Source organism: Serratia sp. NGAS9, from assembly GCF_009905295.1.
GTDB lineage: Bacteria > Pseudomonadota > Gammaproteobacteria > Enterobacterales > Enterobacteriaceae > Serratia > Serratia bockelmannii.
In genome coordinates this window covers 4,470,628-4,492,308 of the sequence record NZ_CP047605.1, presented here as the reverse complement: position 1 = coordinate 4,492,308, position 21,681 = coordinate 4,470,628, and the positions used below count along the sequence as shown (strand labels likewise).

21 protein-coding genes and 1 tRNA gene are annotated in these 21,681 nt (G+C 60.7%); 10 read left to right on the top strand and 12 right to left on the bottom strand.

Going from position 1 to position 21,681, the window contains the following annotated elements; translation table 11 throughout:
• Positions 1-232 precede the first annotated feature (232 nt).
• On the top strand, positions 233-1,852 hold the full coding sequence (locus GUC32_RS21335) for an ABC-F family ATP-binding cassette domain-containing protein (protein WP_369435421.1): 1,620 nt from the start codon (positions 233-235) through the stop codon (positions 1,850-1,852).
• A 22-nt stretch (positions 1,853-1,874) separates the two neighbouring features.
• Here the strand turns inward: GUC32_RS21335 and GUC32_RS21330 are convergent, their stop codons facing one another.
• Positions 1,875-3,347 (bottom strand): PLP-dependent aminotransferase family protein, encoded by a 1,473-nt coding sequence (locus GUC32_RS21330; RefSeq protein WP_369435420.1) that lies wholly within the window; start codon positions 3,345-3,347, stop codon positions 1,875-1,877.
• Between the two features lie 121 nt (positions 3,348-3,468).
• Between GUC32_RS21330 and GUC32_RS21325 the strand changes: the two genes are divergently transcribed.
• From GUC32_RS21325 to GUC32_RS21315, 3 genes are read left to right on the top strand one after another with little or no spacing between them, the layout of a single operon-like run.
• A complete protein-coding gene (locus tag GUC32_RS21325; protein WP_016930169.1) occupies positions 3,469-4,734 on the top strand; it encodes a 4-aminobutyrate--2-oxoglutarate transaminase in 1,266 nt (421 codons plus the stop codon).
• Positions 4,735-4,746: 12 nt separating this feature from the next.
• A complete protein-coding gene (locus tag GUC32_RS21320; RefSeq protein ID WP_038879538.1) occupies positions 4,747-6,201 on the top strand; it encodes an NAD-dependent succinate-semialdehyde dehydrogenase in 1,455 nt (484 codons plus the stop codon).
• A gap of 58 nt (positions 6,202-6,259) precedes the next feature.
• Positions 6,260-7,501, top strand: coding sequence for an amino acid permease (locus GUC32_RS21315; protein WP_060448044.1), 1,242 nt, complete (start codon positions 6,260-6,262; stop codon positions 7,499-7,501).
• Positions 7,502-7,574: 73 nt separating this feature from the next.
• Here the strand turns inward: GUC32_RS21315 and yfcF are convergent, their stop codons facing one another.
• The gene (gene yfcF, locus GUC32_RS21310; protein ID WP_004937171.1) at positions 7,575-8,210 is read right to left on the bottom strand and encodes a glutathione transferase; all 636 of its coding nucleotides are present in this window, start codon (positions 8,208-8,210) and stop codon (positions 7,575-7,577) included.
• Positions 8,211-8,380: 170 nt separating this feature from the next.
• Between yfcF and GUC32_RS21305 the strand changes: the two genes are divergently transcribed.
• A complete protein-coding gene (locus tag GUC32_RS21305; protein ID WP_025304335.1) occupies positions 8,381-9,097 on the top strand; it encodes an HPP family protein in 717 nt (238 codons plus the stop codon).
• 13 nt (positions 9,098-9,110) lie between these two features.
• Here the strand turns inward: GUC32_RS21305 and GUC32_RS21300 are convergent, their stop codons facing one another.
• The 5 genes from GUC32_RS21300 to GUC32_RS21280 form a co-directional block, all read right to left on the bottom strand.
• The gene (locus GUC32_RS21300) at positions 9,111-9,860 is read right to left on the bottom strand and encodes a helix-turn-helix transcriptional regulator (protein ID WP_261456611.1); all 750 of its coding nucleotides are present in this window, start codon (positions 9,858-9,860) and stop codon (positions 9,111-9,113) included.
• Positions 9,861-10,008: 148 nt separating this feature from the next.
• Complete coding sequence (locus tag GUC32_RS21295; protein ID WP_025304333.1) at positions 10,009-10,650, bottom strand: YbhB/YbcL family Raf kinase inhibitor-like protein; 642 nt, start codon at positions 10,648-10,650, stop codon at positions 10,009-10,011.
• 289 nt (positions 10,651-10,939) lie between these two features.
• Positions 10,940-11,380 (bottom strand): aminoglycoside 6'-N-acetyltransferase, encoded by a 441-nt coding sequence (gene aac(6'), locus GUC32_RS21290; protein ID WP_060448046.1) that lies wholly within the window; start codon positions 11,378-11,380, stop codon positions 10,940-10,942.
• A gap of 138 nt (positions 11,381-11,518) precedes the next feature.
• Positions 11,519-12,421: a pirin family protein gene (locus GUC32_RS21285; RefSeq protein WP_369435419.1), complete on the bottom strand. Its 903-nt coding sequence runs from the start codon at positions 12,419-12,421 to the stop codon at positions 11,519-11,521.
• A 148-nt stretch (positions 12,422-12,569) separates the two neighbouring features.
• Positions 12,570-13,178, bottom strand: a complete 609-nt coding sequence (locus GUC32_RS21280; protein WP_049204404.1) for an FMN-dependent NADH-azoreductase — start codon at positions 13,176-13,178, stop codon at positions 12,570-12,572.
• A 96-nt stretch (positions 13,179-13,274) separates the two neighbouring features.
• On the opposite strand from GUC32_RS21280, the gene GUC32_RS21275 reads away from it, so the two are divergent.
• Positions 13,275-13,679 carry a helix-turn-helix domain-containing protein gene (locus GUC32_RS21275; protein WP_025304329.1) on the top strand — a complete coding sequence of 135 codons (405 nt, stop codon included), beginning with the start codon at positions 13,275-13,277 and terminating at the stop codon, positions 13,677-13,679.
• A gap of 135 nt (positions 13,680-13,814) precedes the next feature.
• Here the strand turns inward: GUC32_RS21275 and GUC32_RS21270 are convergent.
• Positions 13,815-13,890: transfer RNA gene (locus GUC32_RS21270), tRNA-Ile, on the bottom strand.
• Positions 13,891-14,036: 146 nt separating this feature from the next.
• On the opposite strand from GUC32_RS21270, the gene mug reads away from it, so the two are divergent.
• Positions 14,037-14,525 carry a G/U mismatch-specific DNA glycosylase gene (gene mug, locus GUC32_RS21265; protein WP_049208359.1) on the top strand — a complete coding sequence of 163 codons (489 nt, stop codon included), beginning with the start codon at positions 14,037-14,039 and terminating at the stop codon, positions 14,523-14,525.
• Between the two features lie 24 nt (positions 14,526-14,549).
• On the top strand, positions 14,550-14,993 hold the full coding sequence (locus tag GUC32_RS21260) for a nuclear transport factor 2 family protein (RefSeq protein WP_049204445.1): 444 nt from the start codon (positions 14,550-14,552) through the stop codon (positions 14,991-14,993).
• Positions 14,994-15,048: 55 nt separating this feature from the next.
• On the opposite strand, the gene rpoD is transcribed toward GUC32_RS21260, so the two are convergent.
• The 3 genes from rpoD to rpsU form a co-directional block, all read right to left on the bottom strand.
• Positions 15,049-16,890, bottom strand: coding sequence for an RNA polymerase sigma factor RpoD (gene rpoD, locus GUC32_RS21255; RefSeq protein WP_043142056.1), 1,842 nt, complete (start codon positions 16,888-16,890; stop codon positions 15,049-15,051).
• Positions 16,891-17,047: 157 nt separating this feature from the next.
• The gene (dnaG, locus tag GUC32_RS21250; protein WP_025304325.1) at positions 17,048-18,796 is read right to left on the bottom strand and encodes a DNA primase; all 1,749 of its coding nucleotides are present in this window, start codon (positions 18,794-18,796) and stop codon (positions 17,048-17,050) included.
• A 136-nt stretch (positions 18,797-18,932) separates the two neighbouring features.
• Complete coding sequence (gene rpsU, locus GUC32_RS21245) at positions 18,933-19,148, bottom strand: 30S ribosomal protein S21 (protein WP_001144069.1); 216 nt, start codon at positions 19,146-19,148, stop codon at positions 18,933-18,935.
• A gap of 325 nt (positions 19,149-19,473) precedes the next feature.
• Here rpsU and tsaD point away from each other — a divergent pair, with 325 nt between their 5' ends.
• Complete coding sequence (tsaD, locus tag GUC32_RS21240) at positions 19,474-20,487, top strand: tRNA (adenosine(37)-N6)-threonylcarbamoyltransferase complex transferase subunit TsaD (RefSeq protein ID WP_060434597.1); 1,014 nt, start codon at positions 19,474-19,476, stop codon at positions 20,485-20,487.
• 30 nt (positions 20,488-20,517) lie between these two features.
• On the opposite strand, the gene plsY is transcribed toward tsaD, so the two are convergent.
• Positions 20,518-21,162, bottom strand: a complete 645-nt coding sequence (gene plsY / locus GUC32_RS21235; RefSeq protein WP_049296263.1) for a glycerol-3-phosphate 1-O-acyltransferase PlsY — start codon at positions 21,160-21,162, stop codon at positions 20,518-20,520.
• A 107-nt stretch (positions 21,163-21,269) separates the two neighbouring features.
• Here plsY and folB point away from each other — a divergent pair, with 107 nt between their 5' ends.
• Entirely contained in the window at positions 21,270-21,629 is a 360-nt protein-coding gene (gene folB, locus GUC32_RS21230) for a bifunctional dihydroneopterin aldolase/7,8-dihydroneopterin epimerase (RefSeq protein WP_004937203.1), read from the top strand.
• Positions 21,630-21,681 lie beyond the last annotated feature (52 nt).

Here is a 21,681-nt window from a genome sequence, read left to right as displayed (position 1 = left end):
AGCCGTTGTCATGCCGCTTGGGAATCTGCGTTGCGCCGAATGTGATAGACGTCATGAATCTCAGACTCTGTTTGCATAACGAACAAAAGATCGGTTAACCTTTGCGCGTTGTAAATTCCTTCTCTCTGCGGAGCCATAACCGAAAATGAACACCCACACCTGTTGATATCTGGTCCCACGCTGTGCGCTCTTGCGCCCTGTGGGGATGTTTTGATCTCATTCAGGAGTGCTTATGGCTCATTTTGCGCAGTCCCCTTATTTCGTTTTACATCAACTGACCTGCCAATTTGCTGACGGCGAAACGCTGTTCGGCCCGCTGGATCTTGCTTTCGACCGGCAGCGCTGCGGCCTGGTGGGGCGCAACGGCGTCGGCAAAACCCAGCTGCTGCGCCTGATCGCCGGGCTGGATCAACCGGGCAACGGGCACATCGAATCTCATGCCGCAGTAGCTTACGTTGCACAGCAACCGGAGATCGCGCCGCACACCACGCTGGCCCAGCTGTTGGGCTATGGTGAGGTGTTCGCCGCGCTGGCGCGTCTCGAGCAGGGGCGGCCGCTGGCGGACGATATCGATCGTCTGGAAGGGCGCTGGGATCTCCACGATCGCCTGCAAAACGCCTTTGCCGCTGCCGGGCTGCCGGCCTTCGATCCGTTGCGATCCGCCAGTTCGCTGAGCGGCGGCGAGCGGATGCGCGCGGCCCTGTGCGGCGCCTTGCTGGGCGAGGCGGATTTTCTGCTGCTGGATGAACCGACCAACCACCTCGACAGCGCCGGGCGCGCCTGGCTGTATCAACAGCTGGATCAGTGGCGGGGCGGGTTGCTGATCGCCAGCCATGACCGGCAGCTGCTGGCGCGCATGGAGCGCATCGTCGAACTGACGCCCGGCGCGCTGCGCAGCTACGGCGGCAACTATGATGACTACCGGCGCCAGCGCGATACGGAGCAGCAGGCGGCGCGCGCCGATCTGGAGCATGCGCGCGAGGAGCGCCGCCGCACCCGCGCCCGCCAACAGAAAGAGCACGACATGAGCCAGCGGCGCTCGGCGCAAACGCTGCGCGTCGTCGATACGCTGAATATCGCCTCTTTCGAACGGGTGGCCTACAAGTCGGCGGCGAAGGAGAGCCTCGGCACGCTGCGCAAACAGCATCAGGATCGGCGCGACAGCCTCGATGCGGCAGTGCGCGAAGCCTATCAGCGGGTAGAAGAGGAACAGCCGGTGTTGCTGGCGCTGCCCGGCAGTGAAGTGAACGCAAACAAGCAGGTGCTGGTGCTCGAGCGGCTGCAGCTGCCGTTCGTCAGCGCGCCGCCGCTGGATTTGCGGATCGACGGTCCGATGCGCGTGGCGTTGACCGGCCCCAATGGCTGCGGCAAATCCACCTTGCTGAAGACCGTTCTCGGTCAGTTGGTGGCGCTTTCCGGCCATTGTCATTGCCCGCTGTCGACGGCCTACCTCGATCAAACCCTGTCGCAGCTCGATCCGGGCCTGTCAGTAATGGAACATCTGGGGCTGCAGGATTCGCCGTTGGCGGAAGGGGCGTTGCGCACCCGGCTGGCGCAGCTGCAGCTTGGCGCGGATCGCATCGCGTTGCCGCTGGGCTCGCTGAGCGGCGGAGAACGGCTGAAGGCGGCGCTGGCCTGTGCGCTCTGGCGGCGACAACCGGCGCAGCTGCTGTTGCTCGACGAGCCGACCAACCACCTGGATCTGGCGTCGTCGCTGGCGATCGAAACCGCGCTGGCGGATTTCCCCGGCGCGATGCTGGTGGTGTCGCACGACGAAGACTTCCTGCAGGCGCTGCGACCGACGCACCGCCTGTACCGACAGGCGGACGGCTGGCGGTTTCAGGCCTGGTGAGGCAGGCGGGCGGCGCGCTGACTTAGTGCGGGTCGTTGATGCACGCCAGCAGTTGGGTGAAGGCGGCGGCCATTTGCTCTTCCGGCACGCAGGCAAAGCCCATCAGCAGGCCGCGCCGGCGGTTGGGCAGCATGTAGTAGCGCGACAGCGGCCTCACCAGCACCCCTTGCGCGCCGGCGGCGGCGGCGATCGCCACGTCGTCGGCCTCGTCCGGCAGGTTGAGGATCAGGTGCAATCCGGCGTTGCTGTTGAACTCGCTGAGCGCCTGTTTGCCGAGGTGCTGTTCGATCAATCCGGTCAGGAAGGCGCGCCGCCGGGCGTACAGCAGCCGCATGCGACGGATATGCGCCGTGTAGTGCCCCGCCTGAATAAACTCCGCCAGCGCGCTCTGGATCAGCAGGTGCCCGCCGCGGTACAGCTCGGCGTGGGCGGTTTTCAGCGCCTGCACCAGCGGCGGCGGCAACACCACATAGCCGAGACGCAGCGCCGGGTAGAGCGTTTTGCTGAAGGTGCCGATGTAGATCACCGGCGCATCGGCTTCCAGCCCCTGCAGCGCCGGGATCGGTTGGCCGGAAAAGCGGAATTCGCTGTCGTAATCGTCCTCGACGATCCAGCCGCCGGCGTTCCGCGCCAGCGCCAGCAGCCGTTGGCGGCGCGCCAGGCTCATCACCGAGCCGAGCGGATATTGGTGCGACGGGGTGACGAAAATCAGGCGGGGCGGCGTCGTTGGCTGCTCCGGCGGCACCAGCCCGGCCTCGTCCACCGCCAGCGGGCAGATGTTCAGCGCATTGATGCGCAGGATATTGCGGATCCCCCAATAGCCCGGCTCTTCGATCCAGGCGTCATCCCCCGGATTGCACAACATGCGCGTCACCAGATCGATCGCCTGATGGATGCCTTCAGTGATCAGGATCTGTTCCGGCGAGCAGCGCACCGAGCGCGCCACCCGTAAATACTCCACCAACGCATGCTGCAGCTCCGGGCTGCCGCCCTGATTGCTGTAGGTCAGCCGCTGCGGTGTCGGGCGGCGGCTGAGGCGCGCCTGGATCTTGCTGAACAGCTGATGAGGAAAGGCGTTGACGTCGGGGACGCCGGGAATGAACGCCCCCCACTGTTTGGGGCTGGCGCTGGCGTGGTGCAGCAGCGTGGCGCCGCGCTCCGACAGTTCGACGCGCCGCGGTTGCCCGCTGCCGTCCGCCGGAGCGCCGCCGGTGGACAGGCAGCTGTCCGGCACCGTGTCGGCGACGAAGGTGCCGCTGCCGGCGCGCGCCGACACGTAGCCCTCCGCCAGCAGTTGTTCATAAACGGTTAACACGGTGTTGCGTGACAGGCTGAGCTCCTGCGCCAGATCGCGCGAGGCGGGCAGGCGGCTGGAGGGCGGCAGGCTGCCATCGAGAATGCTGGTGCGGATCGCGTTGTAAAGCCGCTTGTGCAGCTTGTCATCGGGCTGTTCGCCGAGGCGCTGCAGCAACAGATCACCACTCAATGAGCGCAATTGGATCCCTCAATTATTCGTAACTGGCACTCGATTATAGGGCCACATCCTGTGTAAATAAACGGCATTGTTTCACGAATGTGAACGAAACGTGTAACTGGCACCGACCGGAGAGAACAGCATGAAAAACGCAGAATTGAACCAACGCCGTCAGGACGCCACCCCGCGCGGAGTGGGCGTGATGTGTGGTTTTTACGCCGAGCGCGCAGAGAACGCCACGCTGTGGGATGTGGAAGGCAAAGAAGTGATCGACTTTGCTTCGGGGATCGCCGTGCTGAACACCGGGCATCGCCACCCGAAAGTGATCGCCGCAATTGAAAAGCAGCTGCAGGCCTTCACCCACACCGCCTATCAGATCGTCCCTTACGAAAGCTATGTCTCGTTGGCGGAGCGCATCAACCAACGCGCGCCGATCGCCGGTCCGTGTAAAACCGCTTTCTTCACCACCGGCGCGGAAGCGGTGGAAAACGCGGTGAAGATTGCCCGCGCTTACACCGGCCGTCCGGGCTTGATCACCTTCGGCGGCGGCTTCCACGGCCGCACCTATATGACCATGGCGCTGACCGGCAAAGTGGCGCCTTACAAACTGGGCTTTGGCCCATTCCCCGGCTCGGTGTTCCACGGCCAGTACCCGAACGCGCTGTACGGCGTGACCACCGAAGACGCGATGAACAGCCTGGATCGCCTGTTTAAAGCGGATATCGATCCCAAGCAGGTGGCGGCCATTGTGCTGGAGCCGGTGCAGGGCGAGGGCGGTTTCAACGTGGCGCCGGCCGATTTCATGCAGGCGCTGCGCGCGCTGTGCGACCAGCACGGCATCCTGCTGATCGCCGACGAAGTGCAGACCGGCTTCGCCCGTACCGGCAAGCTGTTCGCCATGGAGCACTACAGCGTTAAGCCCGATTTGATCACCATGGCGAAAAGCCTGGCGGGCGGCATGCCGCTGTCGGCGGTGGCGGGCCGCGCCGAGGTGATGGACGCGCCGGCGCCGGGCGGGCTGGGCGGCACCTATGCCGGTAACCCGCTGGCGGTGGCCGCCGCGCACGCGGTGCTGGACGTGATCGAAGAAGAGCAGCTGTGCCAGCGCGCTCAGCGCTTGGGGCAGCACCTGGTGGAAGTGTTGCAGCAGGCGCGCAAAACCAGCCCGGCGATCGCCGATGTGCGCGCGCAGGGATCGATGGTGGCGGTGGAGTTCAACGATCCGGCTACCGGCAAGCCTTCGGCGGAGATCACCCGTCAGGTGCAGCAGAAGGCGATGGAGGAAGGGCTGCTGCTGCTGAGCTGCGGTGTGAACGGCAACGTGATCCGCTTCCTCTACCCGCTGACCATTCCGGACGATCAGTTCACCAAGGCGATGGGCATCCTGTCCCGCGCGCTGGCCCACTAAGGAGCGAACGGCATGAAATTGAACAATCCCGAGCTGTTGCGCAGCCAGTGTCTGATCAACGGCGAATGGTGCGATGCCCTGAGCGGCAAGCGCGAAGCGGTGATCAACCCGGCCACCGGCGCCGAGCTGGCCAGCATTCCGCTGGTCAGCGAAGAGGAAACCCAGCAGGCGATCGCGGCGGCGCAGCGGGCGCAAAACGAGTGGAAACAGCTGACCGCCAAGCAGCGTTCCGCGCTGCTGTTGGCCTGGGCCGACAAGGTGTTGGCCGCGCAGGAAGATCTGGCGCAGCTGATGACCGCCGAGCAGGGCAAATCGCTGGCGGAAGCGCGCGGCGAAGTGGCGTACGCCGCGTCGTTCATCACCTGGTTCGCCGAAGAGGCCAAGCGGGTGGACGGCGCGGTATTGCAGGCGCCGCAGGCTTCGCAGCGCCTGGTGGTGGTGAAGCAGCCGATCGGCGTGTGCGCGGCCATCACCCCGTGGAATTTCCCGGCGGCGATGATCACCCGCAAGGTGGCGCCGGCGCTGGCGGCGGGCTGCGCCATCATCGTCAAACCGGCCGAGCAAACGCCGCTGACCGCGCTGGCGCTGGCCAAGCTGGCACAGGACGCCGGCATTCCCGCCGGCGTGTTGCAGGTGGTGACCGGCGAAGCGGCGCAGGTGGGCAAGGTGCTGTGCGACAGCCCGGTGGTGCGCAAGCTGAGCTTTACCGGCTCGACCGAGGTCGGCCGCATCCTGATGGCGCAGTGCGCGCCGAGCATCAAGAAACTGTCGCTGGAGCTGGGCGGCAATGCGCCGGTCATCGTGTTTGACGACGCCAATCTGGACGCGGCGGTGGCGGGCATCATGGCCTCCAAATTCCGCAACAGCGGCCAGACCTGCGTGTGCGCCAACCGTATCTACGTGCAGGACGGCATCTACGAGCGGCTGGCGGAGAAGCTGGTGGCGGCAGTCGAGCAGCTGAAAGTGGGAGACGGCAGCCAGGAAGGCACCACCCAGGGGCCGCTGATCGACAGCGATGCGGTAGCGAAGGTGCAGAGCCATATCGACGACGCGCTGATCAAAGGGGCACAGATCGCCACCGGCGGCCAGCCGCACGCGCTCGGCGGCACCTTCTTCCAGCCGACGGTGGTGACCGGCGTGACGCAGAAGATGCGCTTCGCCAAAGAAGAAACCTTCGGGCCGGTGGCGCCGCTGTTCCGCTTCCATGACGAGGCGGAAGCCATCGCCATGGCCAACGACACCGAATTCGGCCTGGCCGCCTACCTGTTCACGCAGAACGCCGCGCGCCAGTGGCGCGTGCCGGAAGCGCTGGAGTACGGCATGGTCGGCATCAACACCGGGCTGATTTCCAACGAAGTGGCGCCGTTCGGCGGCGTGAAACAGTCAGGGCTCGGGCGTGAAGGATCGCGCTACGGGATAGAAGAATATCTGGAGCTGAAATACCTGTGTATCGATGTGAGCTGTTGAGCGTCAGGACGTTAACCCATCCCGGCGGCCAGCGTCGCCGGGCGATAAAGGATGATGCATGTCTGATAATATCTCTGTTTCTCCGGCGCTTGCCGCCGGGGTGCGAGCACCTGCACCCGCCAAATCGTTAAGTTTCCTCGAAGGGGTGGCGATGATCGTCGGCACCAACATCGGCGCCGGGGTGCTCTCCATCGCCTACGCCTCCAGCAAGGCCGGCTTTCTGCCGCTGCTGTTCTGGCTGGTGCTGGTGGGGAGCCTGACCACCATCACCATGCTGTACGTTGCCGAATCTACGTTGCGCACCCGCGCGCATCTGCAGCTGAGCGGACTGGCGAAGCGCTACGTCGGCGGCCTGGGCGCCTGGCTGATGTTCGCTTCGGTGTGCGTCAACAGCGTTGGGGCGCTCACCGCCTATATGACCGGCAGCGGCAAGCTGCTGCAATCGCTGTTCGGTATCTCGCCGGCGCTGGGCAGCCTGCTGTTCTTCGTGCCCGCCGCCGGCGTGCTGTACCTCGGTTTGAAAGCGATCGGCCGCGGCGAGAAGTTCATCAGCATCGGCATGGTGGTGATGTTGACCGCGCTGGTGGCGGCAACGCTGCTGAAAGACACCACGCAGATGCGCAACCTGCTGGACGGTGACTGGCGCTATATGGTGCCGGTGTTCAACGTGGTGGTGTTCTGCTTCTCGGCGCAGTACATCGTGCCGGAAATGGCGCGCGGCTTCGCCGACAAGCCGGAGCAGTTGCCGAAGGCGATCATCGTCGGCATGGTGGTGACCTTCATTTTGCTGGCGGCGGTGCCGATGTCGGTGATCGCGCTCAGCGGGCTGGATGACATCTCCGACGTGGCCACCATTTCCTGGGGCCAGGCGCTGGGGCAGTGGGCGTTCTTCTCCGCCAACATCTTCGCGCTGTGCGCGATGCTGACCTCGTACTGGGGATTGGGCGGCAGCTTCCTGACCAATATTTTCGACAAGTTCCGGCTGGGCAACGACGAGCTGCCGCTGCGCCGCTTCGGCGTGCTGCTGGTGGTGGTGGTGCCGCCGTTCGTGCTGGCCTACAGCGGGCTGGTGTCGTTCGTCAACGCGCTCTACTTCGCCGGGGTGTTCAGCGGGGTGATCCTGTCGATCATGCCGATGTTGATCCTGCGCGGCGCGCGCAAACATGGCGACCAGACCCCGCGCTGGCAGTGCAACTGGATCACGCACCCGCTGCTGCAGGTCAGCATTGTGTTGCTGTATCTGGCCAGTGCGGTGTACGCCATCGCTTCATTGTTAGGCTATCTGCCCTCTGGATGGTGATTTGCCTTCCCTCAAGCAGTGATGTTGTTTCTCGGCATTGAGAACGGCGGCGTCGTGGCCGCCGATTTTTTTCTCAGGCGCGCCGTTTTTCCGACAACGCCAGCCAGGCCTGCACCGACGGGCGCTGCCACTGCTTGTGCGCATAGTGGCGCACGCGCTCCGGCACCGGATCGCCGTGCATCACCAGCCGGTTGAGCATCAGCGCCAGATCGGTGTCGGCGATGCACCACTCCCTGAACAGATTATCCTGCCCGTGGCTCAGCAGCTTTTCCACGGCGGCGATCAGCTTGCGCGCGGCCTCTTGCGCGGCTTCGGACAGCGGCGGGAACTTGCCGTTGTTGAACACCACCTCGGTCGAACGCTCGGCGCGGATCGGCAGCAGATCGCTGCGCAGCCAGGCCTGGATCTCGCGCGCTTTGGCACGCAGCTTCACGTCGCGCGGGTACACGGCGTGGGCCGGGTGGATGTCTTCCAGGTATTCGGCAATCGCCGAAGACTCCGAGAGCTGGAACTCGCCGATCGCCAGCGTCGGCACCCGGCGGGTGAGCGACAGCGCCGCGTAGGCCGCCTCTTTGTTCTCTTCCTTCGCCAGATCCACCGGCTTCACGGTGAACGGAATGCCTTTTTCCGTCAGCACGACAAAGGCGGACATGGCGTACGGGCTGAAAAATTCACTGTCGGTATAAAGCTCGGTGATCGGTTGAGACATCGGCGGTTCCTCGGGGTTAAAGGGGGAACATTCATCATTGTCGAGGGGAGGCTAAAAATCAATCTGTTAGCTAAAAGTTCTTGGGCGGCGCGGTTTACGGCGCCGTGAGTTCCTTCAGGATGATGTGATATATTTGTTGCCAACAAGTGAATTGAGCCGTATCGGGTAACATGAAGACGCAGTGGATTGAACGGGTAAAAGTGGGAGTTGCGCGCCTGTGGCCGCACCCGCTGGCGGTGGGCAAGCGAGAGATGCTGATTTCCAGCGTCGGCGCCGGTTTGGGGCTGATGCTCGCCGGTTGGATCAGCCACTTTATTTTGGGCGAGGTGAACCTGTGGTTTATCGCGCCGATGGGCGCTTCGGCGGTTCTGCTGTTCGGCGTGCCCAACAGCCCGCTGGCGCAGCCCTGGTCGATCGTCGGCGGCAATGCGCTGGCGGCAACGGTGGGTGTCAGCGCTGGTCTGCTGATCCCCGATCCGGGCCTGGCTTGCGGCGCGGCGGCGGCGGTGGCCATCGGCCTGATGTTCAAGCTGCGTTGCCTGCATCCACCCGGCGGCGCGGTGGCGCTGACCGCCATCCTCGGCGGCCCCGGCATTCACCAGATGGGCTATGACTTCGTACTGTATCCGGTGCTGCTGAACTCGGTGCTGCTGGCGGCGCTGGCCATTCTGTTCAATAACCTGGCCGGGCGACGCTACCCGCATGCGCTGGCGCCGGCGGAGGCCAAACCGGCCAATCTGCCGATCGATGCCGTTTCCATCACCCGCGCCGATCTGCACGAGGCGCTGATGGAGGGGGATCTGTTCGATATCGACGAGGACGATCTGCAGGAGATCCTGCTGCGCGCCGAGCAGTTGGCGCATCAGCGGCAAAGCAAGATCGCCTGATCAGCCCAGCGTTTTATCGGATGGCGGAAGGCGCGTAACCAAAACGCTTTTGAAAGCGTTCGCTAAAACGCGCTCTGGATTTGTAACCGCAGGCCTCTGCAATGCGGGTAATATCCCATCGGGTGGTTTGAAGCAACATCATGGCGTGATGCATACGGACGTCTATCAGCAAGTCTTCGAAGCGCGTCTGTTCGGCGGCAAGGCGCCGCCGCAACGTTGCCGGGCTCATCGCTAACGTTTTTCCCGCTGTTTCTGCCGTCCAGTTTTGTTCCGGAGCCTCAAAAATCAAGGTGCGCAGGCGCTGTGATGGGCTATCCAATGGCAAATGCGTAAAAACATGTCCCCGTTCGGCCAGCGCGGTCAAAAAGTCCAGAAGGCGGTATTGCAGGCGAATATCACTGATTTCCTGTTTTTCCACGCTTTCAATCACGTGATAAAACGTCGCCGACAGGTCTTCGTCCAGAGGCAGCGTTTTCCACGCGTCATCTTTCGGGGGAATAGGGGGTGAAGCCTGCCGGGTTCGGTGAAAGACATCCAGCAGTTCTGCCGACAGCGTCAGGAGTATCGAGCGAAAAGGCCGATCGATATCGCCCGGCGTTTTGACTAAATCTGCGCGGGTGTTGGGGGGGACCAGGAGCAGTTCGCCGGGGGTCTCCAGAGACAAATGTTGTGAAGCCGATGTGATACCGAGTTGGCCCGCCACGATCAGCAAGACCGTCGCTTCATGGAAGACGAACTGCGGCGTGTGTAGCTGACGTTTCAATGTCGGCTGGCACACCCCGCACAAGCGGCGCCTCAACACCGGAGCCCCCGACGGAGAGTGCCAGTGCAAAAGTTTCGCGCCCGGCTCGCGTCTGGTTCGCACTGATCCGAAGGAACCGGTCCGGCTCATATTCGACTCCTTTATGCGATTATTTCGCCGTTGATGCTACGTTAGGGTTCAGGCTGTAAAGGCCTGTCAGGCTCGCCTGGGCTAACACCGGCGCTTCCGCCAGGGCAGCATTCACATTAGCCCCTGTCCAAGGCCCTTGTACATCCAAACCGGGGGTAGCAAGCGCATAAACCGTGAAAATATAATGATGAACTAACGTATCGTTCCACGGTGGGCATGGGCCATCGTAACCGTAGTATTCCCCCTTCATCTGCTCGTCGGCGGCAAACCAACCGGTATAGTCATTGATGCCGTGGCGATAGGCCGAAGGGGCGTTTGGCCCGGCTTTGCCACGCGGCGTTACGCCGTCCGATTGAGAGCCCGCCGCAATTTCCACGGTACTGGCCGGAATATCCAGCAGCAGCCAGTGAAAGAAATCAACGCGCGGCAACGATGCGGGCACAACCCGACCCTCTTGATTCACATCATCACCACGGCTTGGCACGTCGGGATCATGGCAGACGATCACGAAAGACTGCGTGCCTGCAGGCACTTCACTCCAGGCCAGATGGGGGTTGCGATTTCTCGATAAAGCGACATGGTTAGCGGCATCGGGGATAGCGAAGGCGAACTCACCGGGAATGAACTCTCCTTCTTTAAAGCTTTGGCTGGTCAGTTTCATAAATGCCAATCTCCTGTTCTATTGAGCGGTATCTGCGGGTATGTGATGTCCCCATTATAAGTTTTTCAAAATAAAGTAAGGCGACAAATCCAATCAAAATAGAACCAATTACGCTCATTGTGATTGTATTTGATGGCCTTATGTCGATGGGCGACCGATACGATTGCTGTGCCGATGAGAGTGCCACGGCGAAAACGCTGGATGAGGAAGGGGGTTGGTTAATATTGGTGGGGAAGAGACTGCTGCGCGCCGAGCCGTTGACGCATCAGCGGCAACGCAAGGTGCCTGATCAGCCCAGCGTTTTGCGGTAAAACACCACCCGCTCCGTTTCGGCAAAGCCCAGCGCCGCATGCAGGCGTTGGGAATCAAGATTAGCGATGTCGGTATCCGACGCCAGCTCGCTGCACCCCTGTTGCTTCGCCCACTCCTGCACCTGCGCGATCAGGCGCGCGGCCCAGCCCTGGCGGCGGGCGCGTTCGGCGGTATAAATCCCTTCCAAAAACGCCACCGGCGACGATTCGCAGCCGTTGACGTAATCGTAGCGCAGCGCGATCTCGGCAAAGCCAACGAAAGCGCCGTCCAGCCCCCGCGCCATAAACGCGGTGTGGTGCGGCGAAGCCAATATCTCGCGCATTTCCGCGCGGTGCTCTTCCAACGGGCAGGTGGGCCACAGCGCCGAGCGCAGAGCCAGCCAGGCATCAAGGTTGTCGTGGTCGCAGTTGACGATCATGCAGGGGCCTTATCTGATGACAGAGAAGTGATGGGGAATAATATCACGTTGCATCGTCAGTGAGCGGCCGGATATGCCGGCACGTGTGATTGGCGTATCCTGGATTTATTGCCACAGAGGGCGACCACACCGTCAACGTCATCGAAAGACGGGGATCGTGCCTGATGCCGTCCGTCGCTCGCCGGCCTCTTTAAGTCTGCGCCCCAGTTCGGCGATGCGGCGTTCACCGGCTTCCAACGCGGATGCTGAGGTATGTACCGAATAGGCGCCGAGGTGCAGCGGATGCGGGTGAGGCACGGCTGAGCCGAGAACGAATACGGCATCTTCATTGCCGGATGCTTCAAGTGCAATGGGCATTTCCCCCGGTTCGAAGACCACCATTTCGCCCGCGTCGACAGGAACGCCGGTGCTGAGACGGCCTTTGGCCAGCGCGAGCCAGCCGACAGAATGATGCGCTGGCGGCCGGTAAGTCCAGCGTTCGCCTGGTTTGAGGGTGACGAGCAAGTAATTGATGCCTTTCGGCGCGGGCACCGGGCTTTGCACGCCTTCATGGTTGCCAATGATGACATGCGCCGGCCCGATTTGGCGCATGTTCTGGGCTTCGATATAACGGCTTTCCTGTTCACCGTTCTCCAGTTCGGCGGGCAAGGCCAACCAGAGCTGGAATCCCTGGATGTGCGGCGCATCCGTGGCGGACAATTCCTTGCCGTGCCACATGCCGCCGCCCGCACGCGCCCATTCCACCGCGCCATAGCCGAGCGTACCGACAGCGCCGCCGGCAGGATCTTCGTAGTGAAAAGCGCCTTCGAGCGGTACGGTCACGGTGGCTATGCCTGAATGCGGATGCAGCGGCATGTTGGCCAGCATTGCCATGGTGCGCTGATCCGCCTCGAACAGATCGAGGAATACGAAAGGTTTAATCACCTGGCCCAGGTCGGAAGGGCTCATCAGCCGGGTTATCGGGCCGTGGCCTTGGCCTCGGGTGCGTTGTGTAATACGCCGCGGGTTGGGCGCGGGTGGTGAGGTCAACGTGGTGTTCATGATTGAATCTCCAGTTTATACATCCGGCGCAAACGAATTTCGGGGTACGCGGCACAGGCATACGATTGAGCGGTATTGCATCGCCGGTGGCCAGCCCAAAAACGGGACTGGCCGCGAGCCTGTTATCGCTGTTCCGAACAGGCCCCGATTAAGCGGTCAGGCCGTCAATCTGAGCTGCAGCAGCATCGATGGCGACAGTGCGGTTTTCCGGGCTGAGTGCCAGTCCCTCTGCTCGAATGAAGGTGATGTCCGTAATGCCAAGGAAGCCGAAGAAACTGCGCAGATAGGTTTCCTGATGGTCCAGGAAGGCCAGTGGCGTGCCTTCGCCGTACAGGCCACCGCGGGTGGAAGCGACGATAACGCGTTTCCCCTTGGCGAGGCCTTCAGCGCCGTTTTCCGTATAGCGGAAAGTTCTGCCTGGTACTGCAAGTCGGTCAAGCCAGGCGCGCAGCTGAGTCGGCAACGTAAAGTTATACATAGGTGCACCGACGATAATGCCATCGGCGGCAAGGAAGTCGTCGACGAGTTTGGCGTTGCGGGCAACGGCCTGTTTGACGTGCTCGTCTTGCGGCTCCACGCCCTGGAGAGCCAAAAATTCGGCGCTCGAAAGGTGGTTAATCGGGTCGGCGGCGAGATCGGTGTGGATGATCCTGGCATCCGGCTCAGCAGCAGAAAGGTGTTTGACGATCGCCGCCGTGAGCTGGCGGCTTACCGACTGTTCGTTGAGAATGCTGGAATCGATATGAAGCAGTGTCATGGTGAAATCCTTAGGTATAAAATGGTAACCAGGGATAACAATATAACCATGCCCTAAAATGGCAGACAATAAGGCACATTAGGAGAACCCGGTATCATGAATGTGACTGATCAACCTCGAGATTTAAGACATGCCGACTGCCAAAAGATCAGTCAGGTATTGGCGCGCGTTGGTGAGAAGTGGAGTGTCCTGATCATTATGTTCTTGGCGAACGGGCCACGCCGATTCACTGAAATAAAGCGTACAATCAATGGAATATCTCAGCGGATGCTGACGTTGTGCCTGCGCAATATGGAACGAGATGGGTTGGTCAAGCGGACAGTTATTGCCGTCATGCCGCCGCATGTCGAATATGAATTGACGCCGCTCGGGTGCTCATTAACGGTGCCGGTCATCGCGCTGGGAACCTGGGCGAATGAACATATTGCCGATATTGATGCGGCCAGAACAGCATTCGATGCACAAAATAGCGAGGCCGGTCATGATGCTAATTCACGGTAGAGGCGGCAGAGGGGCATGAGATTTTTGCCCTGTTTCTGAAGTTATGGGGGCTTTAGTTTTATGGCAGTGATTATACAACGCAGTGCCGCAGAAAACGCCAAGGGGCTACGCTGTTGACGTAACCCCTTGAAAATTTGGTGGCCCCTGTTGGGTTTGAACCAACGACCAAGCGATTATGAGTCGCCTGCTCTAACCACTGAGCTAAGGGGCCAAGCCGCGAGATTATAGGGAATCATTAAGCGGCGGTCTACTGTTACCCGCCCGTATGTTGCTTTTCTGCACAGTTCTAGCCTGTTGTAATTGCTGGCGGATTTTGCGATAACCGCAGTAAATCCCTGCAATGGACTCACGACACTCATGGAACTTCTGGCGCCCAATCTGCGGGTGGTGTTTTGTGGCATCAACCCCGGCCTTTCTTCCGCCCATCAGGGCTACCCTTTCGCCAACGGCAGCAACCGCTTCTGGAAGGTGATCCATCAGGCCGGCTTTACCGAGAGCCAGCTGGCGCCGGAGCAGTGGCAGCAGTTGAAGGATAACGGCTGCGGCATTACCGCGCTGGTGGCGCGCCCGACGGTGGCGGCCAGCGAGCTGTCGCGCGACGAGTTGCGCAGCGGCGGCGAGGCGCTGCAAGAGAAGATCCTGCGCTACCAGCCGCGCGCGTTGGCGATTTTGGGCAAGCAGGCGTTCACCACCGCCTTCGGGGTGAAAAACGCGCCCTGGGGCAAGCAGACGATGGTGCTGGGGCAAACCGAGGTGTGGGTATTGCCCAACCCCAGCGGATTGAACCGCGCCACGCTGGAGCAGCTGACCGCCAGCTATCGCGAGCTGTTCCTGGCGCTGCAATGACATATGGGAGTTGCGATGACATCGATGATGAAAGGTTGTGTGATGGCGCTGTTATTGGTGACCGGCACTGCACAGGCGGGGCATTCGCCACAGGAGGCGCGCAACAAGCAGAACGTGCTGGAGTTTTATCGGCAGGGGCTGAACAACAAGGATTTTGCGGCGGCGCGGCCGTTTTTGGGCGAGCAGTACAAGCAGCATAACCCCAACGCTAAAGACGGCGTGGCGGGCTTTCGTCAATTTGTCGAGCTGCTGAAAACGCGTTACCCCAATTCGCACAGTGAGGTGAAACAGGCGTTTGTCGACGGCGACTTCGTGATTTTGCATGTGGAAGTCAGCGGGCGCGAGGCCGGCAAGACCGCGGCGATCGTCGATATCTTCCGTCTCGACAGCGCCGGGAAGATCGTCGAGCATTGGGATGTAACGCAGCCGGTGCCGGAGAAGACCGCCAGCGGCAACAGCATGTTCTGAGGCATAAAAAAACCCCGGCAAGCCGGGGTTTTTGCTTTTGGTGCGGCAGCCGGACTTAATCGTCCAGGAAGCTGCGCAGCACTTCGGAACGGCTCGGGTGACGCAGCTTGCGCAGCGCCTTGGCTTCGATCTGACGAATACGCTCACGGGTAACGTCAAACTGCTTGCCTACCTCTTCCAGCGTGTGGTCGGTGTTCATGTCGATACCGAAACGCATGCGCAGCACTTTCGCTTCGCGCGCGGTCAGGCCGGCCAGCACATCGTGGGTAGCGGAACGCAGGCTCTCTGAGGTCGCGGAATCCAGCGGCAGCTCGAGGGTGGTATCCTCGATGAAGTCGCCCAGATGCGAATCTTCGTCGTCGCCGATCGGCGTTTCCATCGAGATTGGCTCTTTGGCGATCTTCAGCACCTTGCGGATCTTGTCTTCCGGCATCAGCATGCGCTCGGCCAGCTCTTCCGGCGTCGGCTCGCGGCCCATCTCTTGCAGCATCTGGCGCGAAATACGGTTGAGCTTGTTGATGGTCTCAATCATATGCACCGGAATACGGATGGTGCGCGCCTGATCGGCGATGGAGCGGGTGATAGCCTGACGGATCCACCAGGTGGCGTACGTCGAGAACTTGTAGCCGCGGCGATATTCGAACTTGTCTACCGCTTTCATCAGGCCGATGTTGCCTTCCTGGATCAGATCCAGGAACTGCAGGCCGCGGTTGGTGTATTTCTTGGCGATGGAAATAACCAGACGCAGGTTGGCCTCAACCATCTCTTTCTTCGCGCGGCGGGCTTTCGCTTCACCGATCGACATGCGACGGTTGATGTCTTTGACCTGCTCGATGGTCAGGCCGGTTTCTTCTTCGATCTGACGCAGTTTCTGCAGGCTGCGCTGCACGTCTTCGGCAACGTCTTTCAGCTTTTCCGACCATGGCTTGGCCATCGCCACTGCGGCTTCGAACCAGGAATCGCTGGTTTCGTTGCCGGCGAACAGGGTGACGAAGTTTTTCTTCGGCATTTTGCACTGTTCAACGCACAGCTTCATGATGATGCGTTCCTGGGTGCGAACGCGGTCCATCATAGTGCGCATGCTGTTGACCAGGAAGTCGAACTGTTTCGGCACCAGGCGGAACTGCTTGAACACTTCAGACAGCTTCAGGATCTCGTCCGCTGCGCTGGCGTGGCTGCGGCCGTTCTTTTTGATCACCAGACGCGTCGCTTCATACTGATCGCGCAGCTCGGCGAACTTCTGACGCGCCAGCTCAGGATCGATGCTGTTGTCGTCTTCGGTGTCGTCGTCTTCGGCGTCCTCATCTTCTTCGTCGTCGTCTTGCTCTTCGCTCGACAGTTCAGAACCGATGTGGGTCGCGGTAGGGGCGATGTCCTCTTCCGCGTTAGGATCGACGAAGCCGGTGATCAGATCGGACAGGCGCGCTTCGCCCGCTTCGACGCGATCGTACTGCTCAAGCAGGTAGGTGATGGCTTCCGGGTATTCGGCAACCGAGCACTGCACCTGGTTGATGCCGTCTTCGATGCGCTTGGCGATGTCGATTTCGCCTTCGCGCGTCAGCAGTTCGACGGTACCCATTTCGCGCATGTACATGCGCACCGGGTCGGTGGTGCGGCCGATTTCGGATTCCACGCTGGACAGAACCTGTGCGGCGGCTTCTTCCGCATCTTCGTCCGTGCTGTTCGAGTTTTCGGCGAGCAGCAGGTCATCGGCGTCCGGTGCTTCTTCCATCACCTGGATGCCCATGTCGTTAATCATCTGGATGATGTCTTCGATCTGATCGGAGTCGACGATATCTTCCGGCAGATGGTCATTGACCTCAGCATAGGTCAGATAGCCTTGCTCCTTACCACGGGTGACAAGTAGCTTCAGCTGTGACTGCGGGTTTTGCTCCATAAGACGGTATCCACACTTCAGAGTATTTAGGTTGGTGTCGGTCGGCGAAACCGCCAACAATAGCATTTGGGGCGTTTTCGTTATCGCCGCGGCCCACTATGGCGGCACTGTGCAGGGCTCTGCCCTCGCAATTATCGGCACTTAAGCCGTTTGGTATTCAGTTTTTCTTCGCTAAAACCTGGTTGAGAGAACGGACTTCCTCACGTTCCTCCGGGCTCAGGCCGCGCGTTCTGGCCTGGGCGATCAGCGTTTCCAGCCGTTGCTCGAGCACCGAGTCGTACAGGCTGGCCAACGTATCCAAAAAGGTCTGTTCGACCATGTCCTCAACGATCATATGGTTCCATGTCGCCAAGGTTTCAAGCTGCTGGCTGAATTTGTTGTCGCGATACAGCTCCAGCAATTGCCCGGTCGTCAGGCCCGGCTGCGCCAAACAGGTCTGCACCAGTTCGACGAACAGCGGCAATCCCGCCTGTTTGGTCTGCTCCAACCCTTCCAGCGAAGGGATAAGTGTAGCCAACTGCGGATTTTGCACCAGTAACCCTATCAGTATACGCATGGTTGTGCGTTTTAGCTGGGGCGCCTGATAAGGATTCGCATTTTCCGCCTGCTTGGGCATCAGCTTGTCGAGCTGGCTGTCGTCCAGCAGCCCCAGCTTGTTGCCGAGCTCCTGACGCAGGTACAAGCGCAACGTTTCGCCCGGCACCTGAGTAATCAGCGGCAGCGCCAGCGTGCTCAGCTTGGCGCGCCCGTCCGGGCTGCTCAAATCCACCTGCGGCAGCAGGCTTTCGAACAGGAAAGTGGACAGCGGCTGCGCCTGCTCCATTCGCTGTTCGAAGGCTTCTTTGCCTTCTTTGCGCACCAGGGTGTCCGGGTCTTCACCGTCGGGCAAAAACATGAACCGCAGCTGGCGCCCATCGTTCAGGTACGGCAGCGCGGTTTCCAGCGCCCGCCAAGCCGCTTCGCGGCCGGCGCGGTCGCCGTCGTAGCAGCAAACGACGTTGTCGGTAGCGCGGAACAGCAGCTGAATGTGTTCAGCCGTCGTCGAGGTCCCGAGCGAGGCGACGGCATAATCGATGCCGAATTGCGCCAACGCCACCACGTCCATATACCCTTCCACCACCAGCAGCCGCTGGAGGGTAGGGTGGTTCTGCTGTGCTTCATACAGGCCGTACAGCTGGCGGCCCTTATGGAAAACTTCGGTTTCCGGCGAGTTCAGGTACTTCGGCATACCGTCGCCCAGCACGCGGCCGCCGAAGGCGATCACGCGCCCGCGCTTGTCGCGGATGGGGAACATCACCCGTTCGCGGAAGCGGTCGTACGAACGCCCCTGATCGTTAGTCACCAGCATGCCGGCATCGTTCAATGCGCGGCGCGAGTCGGCATCGCGGCCGAAACGCTTCAGGGCGTTGTCCCATCCCGCCGGCGCGAAGCCGATGGCGAAATGGCGAATAACGTCGTCACTTAATCCGCGCTGCTGCAAATAGCTGCGCGCCGGTGCCCCGGAGGACTGCTGCAGTGACTGTTGATAGAACGCGCTGAGCTGCTCCATCAGTTGGTACAGGCTCTGGCGCTGATGGCGTTCGATCTGGGTCGGCCCGGTGCCCGCTTCGTAAGGCACTTCCAGCCCGTGCATGGTCGCCAGCTCTTCGATGGTTTCGACAAACTCGAGTCGGTCGTAATTCATCAAAAAGTCGACGGCGTTGCCGTGCGCACCACACCCAAAACAGTGATAAAACTGCTTTTCGCCATTAACGGTAAAGGAAGGCGTCTTTTCGTGGTGGAACGGACAGCACGCGTGGTAGTTCTTGCCTTGCTTCTTGAGCTTCACGCGGGCGTCGATCAAATCGACGATGTCGGTGCGAGCCAGCAAGTCATTGATAAATACGCGCGGAATTCGTCCAGCCATAAGCCCTTACTTCATTAGCCTATAAACGAGAACAAGCCGCGCATTCCTTTCGGAAAGCACGGCCTTCGTATGCAACTACTCGGTCTGCGCGATTTTGAAAATCAGAAATTCACGCGGTGGGGTTGCCCCCGAAGAATTAATACAGACGAGTGCGGCGTGCGTTTTCGCGAGCCAGTTTCTTCGCGTGACGTTTCACAGCAGAAGCTTTAGCGCGTTTACGTTCGGTAGTTGGTTTTTCATAAAACTCACGACGACGAACTTCAGCTAAAACACCCGCTTTTTCGCAAGAGCGTTTGAAACGACGCAGAGCAACGTCAAATGGCTCGTTTTCACGTACTTTAATTACCGGCATGTGCCTCTCACCTCAATAAAATTCGGTTTGCTGCTGGCCAAGCGCCAGCCTTTTCAAAATGGTGCGGAATTTTACTCCAATGGATGCTGCTTTGTAAAGCATCACAGCAAATTGAAACCCGCGTCGCTCTGCCGCAACGTGCGCAATTTTGCACCGGGCGCTGATTATAGACTAATCAGAAAAAAATGCTCGTATTTAATCGCTCGGGCATTTTCTGGATGAATCATCGACATAGGCGCAAGCCGGTGACAAGATGCGCCGCATCGGCGGTAAATGCGGCGGAATGTGGTAGACTGGCGGCCGCACGTGAATGATGGGAAATGTAATGCGAGTACTGGGTATAGAAACGTCCTGCGATGAAACCGGAATTGCAGTGTATGACGATCAAACCGGTTTGTTGGCCAACCAATTATACAGCCAGGTGAAGCTGCACGCCGACTACGGCGGCGTGGTGCCGGAACTGGCCTCCCGCGATCACGTGCGCAAAACCGTGCCGCTGATTCAGGCGGCGCTGAAAGAGGCCAACCTGACTCCGGCCGATATCGACGGCGTGGCTTATACCGCCGGGCCGGGCCTGGTAGGCGCGCTGCTGGTCGGCGCTACCGTCGGGCGTGCGCTGGCGTTCGCCTGGAACGTGCCGGCGGTGCCGGTACACCACATGGAAGGCCACTTGCTGGCGCCGATGCTGGAAGATAACCCGCCGGCGTTCCCGTTCGTCGCGCTGCTGGTCTCCGGTGGCCACACTCAGCTGATCAGCGTCACCGGCATCGGTGAGTATGCACTGCTGGGCGAGTCGATCGACGATGCCGCCGGCGAAGCGTTCGACAAAACCGCCAAGCTGCTCGGCCTGGATTATCCCGGCGGGCCGATGCTGTCGAAGATGGCGCAGCAGGGCACGGCGGGGCGTTTCACCTTCCCGCGGCCGATGACCGATCGTCCGGGGCTGGACTTCAGCTTCTCCGGGCTGAAAACCTTCGCCGCCAACACCATTCGCTCCAACGGCAACGACGATCAGACGCGTGCCGACATCGCCCGCGCCTTCGAGGATGCGGTGGTGGACACGCTGGCAATCAAGTGCAAACGCGCGCTGGAGCAGACCGGTTTCAAACGCCTGGTGATGGCCGGCGGCGTGAGCGCCAACCGCACATTGCGCGCCAAGCTGGCGGAGATGATGCATAAACGCGGCGGTGAGGTGTTCTATGCCCGCCCGGAGTTTTGCACCGACAACGGCGCGATGATCGCCTATGCCGGCATGGTGCGGCTGAAGAGCGGCGCCAACCCGGAGCTGAGCGTTTCGGTGCGGCCGCGCTGGCCGCTGGCGGAACTGCCTGCGGTATAAAGCAAAGGGCCGGATAATCCGGCCCTTCTGTTATTCGTCTTTCGGCTGGTCGCCGTTATCCTCATCCGCCTGGTTTTTCTTCTTGCGGAACTTGCCCCAAATCTTGCCTTCCTGGCCGCGCCACAGGCGCTGGATATTGTCGTGATGCCGCATCAGGATCAGGCAGGAGAGCATCGCTACCGGGAAGGTGAACTGCGGTTTGAACCACCAGACGTAGAACGGGGCGATCAGCGCGCTGACGATGGCGCCGAGCGAAGAGTAGCCGCTGAGCAGCACCGTCAACAGCCAGGTGCCGGTCATCAGGCCGGTCAGATCCCAGCCAATAGGCGCGATGGCGCCAAACGCCGTCGCCACGCCTTTACCGCCGCGGAAGTGGAAGAACACCGGGTAGATGTGCCCCAGACAGGCGGCGATCGCCGTCAGGCCCAGGTACAGCGGCGGCACATCGAGTTTGTAGGCCAGCCAGACCGGCAACATCCCTTTCAGAATATCGAACACCAGCACCGCCGCCGCCGCCAGCCGGCCGCCGATGCGCAGGACGTTGGTCGCCCCGGGATTTCCTGAGCCATGCTCACGCGGGTCCGGCAGCCTGGCGATCCGGCAAACCAGGATCGCGCTCGAAATCGAGCCGCACAGATACGCGAAGATAATCATGCCAAGCGCGGTAGCACTCATAACGCGGTTCCGTTTAATAATGGTCGTTTTACTCGCAACATCTATGGATAATACGCACATTCCGCTGGAAGTGGTATCCGGCAAGGCCAAAAACAGAGAATGACGTGATGGATATCGTATTTATTGAAGAGCTTACCGTAATTACCACCATTGGCGTTTATGAGTGGGAACAGGGCATTCGTCAGAAGCTGGTGTTCGATATCGAAATGGGCTGGGATAACCGGCCGGCCGCCGCCAGCGACGACGTAACTGACTGTCTGAGCTATGCCGACGTCAGCGATGCCGTGATCCAACACGTGGAGTCGAACCGCTTCGCCCTGGTGGAACGCGTGGCGGAGGAAATATCTGAAATTTTGCTTCAGCGCTTCAATTCCCCGTGGGTCCGTATTAAGGTCAGCAAACCGGGCGCTGTAGCACATGCCAATCGGGTCGGCGTGATCATTGAGCGCGGCACTCGTCCCGCATGATTTTATGTCATCTGCTTGCAACGAAAGACCGTTAAGCTGGTCTTAATCCTGA